6 protein-coding genes are annotated in these 5,982 nt (G+C 65.6%); 1 reads left to right on the top strand and 5 read right to left on the bottom strand.

The genetic code is table 11. The features are described 5' to 3' along the window. Positions 1-55: 55 nt before the first annotated feature. The 3 genes from ABGA94_RS01600 to ABGA94_RS01590 form a co-directional block, all read right to left on the bottom strand. Positions 56-1,780 carry a peptidoglycan-binding protein gene (locus tag ABGA94_RS01600; RefSeq protein ID WP_111128149.1) on the bottom strand — a complete coding sequence of 575 codons (1,725 nt, stop codon included), beginning with the start codon at positions 1,778-1,780 and terminating at the stop codon, positions 56-58. Between the two features lie 122 nt (positions 1,781-1,902). Beyond that, complete coding sequence (locus ABGA94_RS01595) at positions 1,903-2,475, bottom strand: hypothetical protein (RefSeq protein WP_240431560.1); 573 nt, start codon at positions 2,473-2,475, stop codon at positions 1,903-1,905. Positions 2,476-2,527: 52 nt separating this feature from the next. Continuing rightward, positions 2,528-3,052, bottom strand: a complete 525-nt coding sequence (locus ABGA94_RS01590) for a hypothetical protein (RefSeq protein WP_005420058.1) — start codon at positions 3,050-3,052, stop codon at positions 2,528-2,530. A gap of 205 nt (positions 3,053-3,257) precedes the next feature. Between ABGA94_RS01590 and ABGA94_RS01585 the strand changes: the two genes are divergently transcribed. After that, positions 3,258-3,884: a YiiX/YebB-like N1pC/P60 family cysteine hydrolase gene (locus ABGA94_RS01585; RefSeq protein WP_065186583.1), complete on the top strand. Its 627-nt coding sequence runs from the start codon at positions 3,258-3,260 to the stop codon at positions 3,882-3,884. Between the two features lie 54 nt (positions 3,885-3,938). Here ABGA94_RS01585 and ABGA94_RS01580 read toward each other — a convergent pair whose 3' ends face one another. Together ABGA94_RS01580 and ABGA94_RS01575 are read right to left on the bottom strand one after the other, a co-directional pair. Beyond that, the gene (locus ABGA94_RS01580; protein ID WP_005414774.1) at positions 3,939-4,103 is read right to left on the bottom strand and encodes a hypothetical protein; all 165 of its coding nucleotides are present in this window, start codon (positions 4,101-4,103) and stop codon (positions 3,939-3,941) included. Between the two features lie 272 nt (positions 4,104-4,375). Next, positions 4,376-5,800 (bottom strand): short-chain fatty acid transporter, encoded by a 1,425-nt coding sequence (locus tag ABGA94_RS01575; protein WP_170944951.1) that lies wholly within the window; start codon positions 5,798-5,800, stop codon positions 4,376-4,378. Positions 5,801-5,982: the final 182 nt, after the last annotated feature.

Genomic DNA, 5,982 nt, shown 5'->3' with positions numbered 1-5,982 from the left:
CGGCCGGATTACCCCGGCCGGCCTCCTATACCACACACTTCTTCACACGCAGCGGTCAACGGCCCATGGCCACCCGCTGCTGCTCGTCCTGCACGTGTTGCTGCGAAGGCTCATGCTTGGCCAGCATTGCAGCGCTGGTCTCCTGCAGGCTCGGTGCCGCCTGGGTCATGTCCACCGCAGTACGGAAGCCGGGAACGGTGCCCACGACGAAGGCCTTGCCATCCTGCACGGTGACGCCCTGCAGCTTTTCCGGCGAATCGATGCCGGCGGCCTTGGCCTGGGCGGTCACATGCGCGCTCATCTCGTTGCAGATCATGCCCGGCATGTGGCCACGGATCGCATTGTGCAGCGGCGTATCCGGATGCGCCTTGTCGCCCAGCTGCGGCCCCTTCGGCGCCGCCTCGGCATGGCTGCGGCCTTCGGCCAGCTTGCCCAGCGTCGCCGGACCCGCCACGCCGTCGGCGGAGAGCCCGTGCTGCTTCTGGTAGGCGATCAGTGCGTCCCTGGTATTGGCACCGAACTTGCCGTCCTCGCTCAGCGGATTGCCTTGGCCGTCGCGCACGCCCAGGCGGTTGAGTTCCTTCTGCAGCGCAGTCACTTCCTCGCCCTTGGCCCCCTGGCGCAGCACACCGTTGTGGTCGGCATCATGCGAATGGCCACCCTTGCCGGTTTCCTTCAGCTTGCCGTGGTCCCAGAAGTCCTGCGGGCTGAGCAGCTTGCCGTGCGGATCCTTCAACTGGTAATGCACGTGCTGGGCATACTGACCCGCACCGCCCGGGCCACGCCCGCCCATGGTGCCGATCGGCTCGCCCGCCTTGATCGGCTGGCCTTCCTTCACCTGGGTCGACTGCAGGTGCAGGATCTCGTGCGAGTTGCCCTGTGCATCCCTGATCTTCACCGTACCGTAGTCGCCACCGACGAACGTCACCGTTCCGGAGATCGGCGCGTTGACGGTCGGGTGCTGCAGATTACGGCCGTGCTGGCCGCCGACATAGTTGAAGTCGGTGCCACCGTGCGGCTTGTGCGCGCGGTGTTCGCCGAACTCACCGGTAATGTGCGGCTTGACCCCGTTCTGCGGGGGCAGCATCACCTGCATCGTCTGCTCGAAGTTGCGGGTCTGGCCTTCGGCATGCGCCGCTGCCGGCTTGGCCTGCGCGTGCGTGGCCGCAGCTACGGCGGGGGCCGCGTGGCTGCCCTGGGACTGGCCGTGGGTCAGTCCCAGACGCTGCTCCACGAACCGCTCGTACTTGTCCACGTACGGCATCACCTTCCTTTCAGACAGGGTGAGGCCGCCGTAATCGCGGGTCGGGCCGTCGTGATGGTACTTGTAGATGTACTCCTCACCCTGGCCGCGCTTGTGCGCCAGCGTGCGGTTATCGATGTAATGGTCAACCAGTGCATCGGACTGTGCGCCGACGTCGAAGCGGTTGCGGTTGTTGAGGTGGTAGTGGTTGCCGGTCTTGTCGATGAACTGGCCCAGGCCCGAGGCCGAGGTGGTGCCAGCGGCGGCATCGGGGTTGAAACCCGATTCAACGCGGGCGATGGCCAGTACGTGCGCCGTTTCGCGTGGGGTCAGGCCCTTCTCGCGCGCCGACTCGATGATCGTGTCGATCACCCGTGACTGTACTTCCGGGGTCGCATCGCCCCACCGGCGGGAGTTGCCATGCAGGCGGCCATCGCTCTGGTCGATCGGCTCGCGGTAGTGGCTCCACGGTTTGATGCGGTCACTGCTGTAGGCCGCCCCGCGGGGCTGGACCATGTCCTGGTAGATGTCTGCCATGTCTGTGCTATCCATTCTATGAAAAAGGGAATTTCCTTAAGGGGTACTGCTCCTGGTACTTCTGGTACTGCGGTACTGCAGTGCTGCGTTCACAGCGCGCGTGCGACGTCCTGCCGCTGCGCTCAGTCTTCGATGTAGTTCACCTCCGGGTGCTTGATGCCGAGCGAGTCGATCAACTTCTCGTACTCGTCGTTGTTGGGCTCCTGCTCCTCGCCTTCCGCGCCGCGCAGCGGCGGTGTGCTGTGGGTCAACTGGCGGCCACTGGCGTCGTACAGGTAGTACCACTCGCAGAAGCTGCAGCCGAACGGCAGTTCACCGTACTGCACGACGAAGTACGGCGTACCGCTGCGGTCCTGCACGCAGGCCAGGCCAACGGCGGTATAGCCGTCCATCTCCTTGGGCGCAGCAATGGCCTGGCGTGCGCCGTCCTTTTCGATTTCCAGCGTGGTCAGCCGGGAAGCGTCCGTGTCTTGGGTGGGCTGGGCCGCCAGGTGCAGGCGGGTGCCTTGGCAATCGATATGCATGCCGGTCTCGTCGCGCGTAAGAGAGGTGGGATGGTCCGCAACGGCAGCCGCAGGCGCGGCCGGCGTCGCTGCCGGGTCAGTGGAAGCAGGGGCCGCCGGTGCAGCCGCGTCAGGGCCGCTGCAGGCAGCAAGCATCAGGGCCAGTACGGGGGCAACGGGAGACAGACGCATGCGGGGCTCCTTGGGTGAATCACACGACCGCTCGCAGGCGGTCGCTCAGGGATCAGATCGATTCGTCCTCACGCTTGACCAGTTGCCAGCACGGCTTCTGGGCAAAGGTGTAGATCTGCTGGTCACTGGTATCGGGAGTGCGCATCTGCACCTGTACCTGGCCATCGGGCAGGCGGGTGACCTGCATCTCGCGGCCCTGGCGCTGCAGCGTGGCCGGGTCCGGCATCACCGGCCATTCGACCTTGGCAAGCGGCACCTTCTCCTCCACCTTGCGTGGCTCCGGCTCGGCTTCGCTGTCGATGTGGCTGTCCAGCAGCGGATCGGCAGTGGACGTTTCCTGCAGCGCGATCTCGTTGCCGAAATGCTTGAGGAAGTCGTCGAAGACCGGATGGGGGCAGCTGGCAGAAGCCTCTGCCGGGGCCGCGGCAACCGGCGTGGCCGGCGTCGTGGCGGTGGCCGTGCTGGTCGGAGCCGGTACGGCGGCGTCAGCGGGGGCTGCCTGGGGCGCAGGCTTGCAGCCGGACAGCGCAAGCCCCAGGGCAAGCGCAAGCAGGGCAACGGGGCGGAGCTGGTTCACGGGATCCTCCTGATTCCGGGCGGTCGCGCGCGGTTCCGGCGCGGTAGGGAGGCAAGGATAGCCATGCCTCGGTCAATTCAGTTTCAACATCCGCTGTCAGGAATATCCCGACATGCCGAATTGTGACTAATATCACACTAATACTGAAATCAACGTCATCGCAGCAGCCGTTAGACTACGCCGCACACGCTTCGACCCTGGCCCCATGCGCGCATTCCTGCTTGCCCTCTCCCTGCTGCTGCCAACGCTGTGGCCTGGTGGTGCGGCCGCGCTGGAGGTCCGGGAAGGCGATCTGCTGTTCGTCACCGCCGGCCATGCCGGCCTGAGCGCGGCCATCGACGATGCCACCGGCAAGCAGGGCGCACCCAGCTTCGATCACGTGGCCCTGGTCGCTGCGGCGCCAGACGGCTGGGAGGTACTGCATGCGGATGAGAAAGGCTCGCGCCGGCAGACGCTGGATCAGTTCCGCGAGGACGCCCGAGGCAAGCAGCGGCAGGTCGTGGTCTATCGGCTGCGCGCATCGCAGCAGGCTGCCATCAAGGATGCGATCGCGACCGCACGCATGATGCTGGGCAAGCCCTACAACACGTCGTATGTGTTGAATGAGGACAGCTACTACTGTTCGGATTTCATCGAACGTGCGTTCCGTGCGCACCATGTGTTCGCACTGCAGCCGATGAACTTCCGCAACCCGAAGACCGGGCAGATCGCACGGCACTGGGTCGATCTCTACCGCGCCATGGGCATGGAGGTGCCGCAGGATCAGCCGGGCACCAACCCGAACGACATGTCAGCAGCGCCGGTGCTGCAACGCATTGGCGTGCTGGAATAAGCGAAGCCCCGCACGGGGCGGGGCTTCGCGCATCACAGGAAGTGGGTACCGAAGTCACTCCTCCTCGTCCTGCCCACCCTGTTGCTGGTTGCGCTGGTTGCGCTGCTGCTGTTCCTGCTGCTGTTGCTGCTGCTGGTCGCGGCCACGCCCCTGCTGCTGATCCTGCTGGTTCTGCTGGCCCTGCTGCTTCTGGTTCGGGTTCTGGTTCTGCTGTGCCATGTCCGATCTCCAAAGCCACACGCGGAATGCGGTGGACGGGGTCATCGTCTGCAGCGAAGAGTTAATCGCGCGTTGGTGGGCGGCTACATTGGTGTGTACGCGCGTGAATGAACGGGCAAAGCCCCTTGCGGCACAAGCCGATGAAGGATTCATATGGGTTCGGCATGTGCTCATGCCGTCAGCCCGACTGCGCGCATTCATGGCGTGCTCTGCTGGAAACACGCGCTGAACGGAGCTGGCGTCCTGCTCGCGCACGGACGCCAGCCCTGCACTCACGGCATCACCGGCGGCACATACGCCAGGGTCATGCCCAGCAGCCACAACAGGCCCAGCACCAGCGGGATGTGCACCAGCAACTGGATGAAGGTGAAGCCCACGATGTCGCGTGCCTTCAGCCCCAGCACGCCCAGCAATGGCAGCATCCAGAACGGGTTGATCAGGTTCGGCAGCGCTTCGGCCGCGTTGTAGACCTGCACTGCCCAGCCCAGGTGCGCCTTCAGCTCGTTGGCGGCCTGCATCACGTACGGCGCCTCGATGATCCACTTGCCGCCACCGGACGGCACGAAGAAGCCCAGCACCGCCGAGTAGATGCCCATCACCAGCGCGAAGCTATCGGTGCTGGCCACGTGCACGAACAGGCTCGACAGCCGGTGCGCCAGGGTCTGCCCGTCACCACCGGCGGCGTGGGTGAGGATCATCGCGATACCGCCGTACAGCGGGAACTGGATCAGCACGCCGGTGGTGCTCGGCACCGCCTTGGCCACAGCGTTGAGGAAGCTGCGCGGGCGCCAGTGCAGCAGCAGGCCCAGCGAAATGAAAAGGAAGTTGTAGGTGTTGAGGTTGGCGATGGCAGTGACCACCGGCTTGTTGGCGAACTCGTTGAACAGCCAGCCGAACGCCAGCAGCGAGAGCAGCACGGTCAGCAGCGGGCTGTATTCCAGCCATTCGCCCGGGCGCGTGCGTCGCTGCAGCGGTTCCGGCTCGGCCTGCGCAGCGCCGGGAAATTCCTCGGCGGTACGCGCACTGCCGGCTGCAGGCGCGGTCAGCCAGGCGATCAGCAGCGAGACAAGGATCAGCACTGCGGTCAGGGCGATCGACTGCCACAGAAAGATGGTTTCGGTGAACGGCAATACGCCGGTGATCTCCACCAGGCCCGGCGGCATGCTGGCCGGGTTGGCCTGCAACTGTGCGGCCGACGAGCTCAGCCCCATCGCCCACACTGCGCCCAGGCCGAGATAGGCCGACGCACCGGCGGCGCGGTAGTCCATGCGCAGTTCGGTGCGACGGGCCAGCGCGCGGACCAGCAGGCCACCGAACACCAGCGAGAAGCCCCAGCTGAGCAGCGAGGCGAGCATGCTGACCAGGCCCACGTACACCACCGCACCGCGACCGGTGCGCGGCACCCGGGCCAGGAAATCGATGAAGCGTGCGACCACCGGCGCGGTCGCCACGGCGTAGCCGCCGATGACCACGAAGGCCATCTGCATGGTGAAGGGGATCAGGCTCCAGAAGCCGTCACCAAAGGCGCTGGCGGTGGCCTGAGGGGTCGAACCGAAGCCCATCGCGGCCAGCGCGACAATGACCACGCCCAGCACCGCGAACACATACGCATCGGGGAACCACTTTTCCGCCCAGGCGGCCGAGCGCAGCGCTGCGCGCGCCATCCAGCCGTCCTGTACTGCTGCCGTCGAGGCCATCGCCTACCCTCCCAGGTTCGATGGACCGATTCTGGGCGGTGGGGTGTGGGCTGTCTGCCACCTATTGGTCGTAGGTGGCGGTAGTGCCGGCCGCTGGCCGGCACGCTCTTAGAAGCTGTACTTCGTAGTGAACTGCAACCGGGTGATGTCACCCTTGTTGCCGTTCTCCACTTCGCGACGGC

Source organism: Stenotrophomonas sp. 3diitr2024, from assembly GCF_042136455.1.
In the GTDB taxonomy this organism is placed as follows: Bacteria; Pseudomonadota; Gammaproteobacteria; order Xanthomonadales; family Xanthomonadaceae; genus Stenotrophomonas; species Stenotrophomonas sepilia.
The sequence above is the reverse complement of the archived record's forward strand: the minus strand, read 5'-3'. Positions and strand labels throughout refer to the sequence as shown.

Coding starts and splice junctions, on each gene's coding strand:
- ABGA94_RS01575 (WP_170944951.1), bottom strand. CDS start 5,800: ATGGCCTCGACGGCAGCAGTACAGGACGGCTGGATGGCGCGCGCAGCG.
- ABGA94_RS01580 (WP_005414774.1), bottom strand. CDS start 4,103: ATGGCACAGCAGAACCAGAACCCGAACCAGAAGCAGCAGGGCCAGCAG.
- ABGA94_RS01585 (WP_065186583.1), top strand. CDS start 3,258: ATGCGCGCATTCCTGCTTGCCCTCTCCCTGCTGCTGCCAACGCTGTGG.
- ABGA94_RS01595 (WP_240431560.1), bottom strand. CDS start 2,475: ATGCGTCTGTCTCCCGTTGCCCCCGTACTGGCCCTGATGCTTGCTGCC.
- ABGA94_RS01600 (WP_111128149.1), bottom strand. CDS start 1,780: ATGGCAGACATCTACCAGGACATGGTCCAGCCCCGCGGGGCGGCCTAC.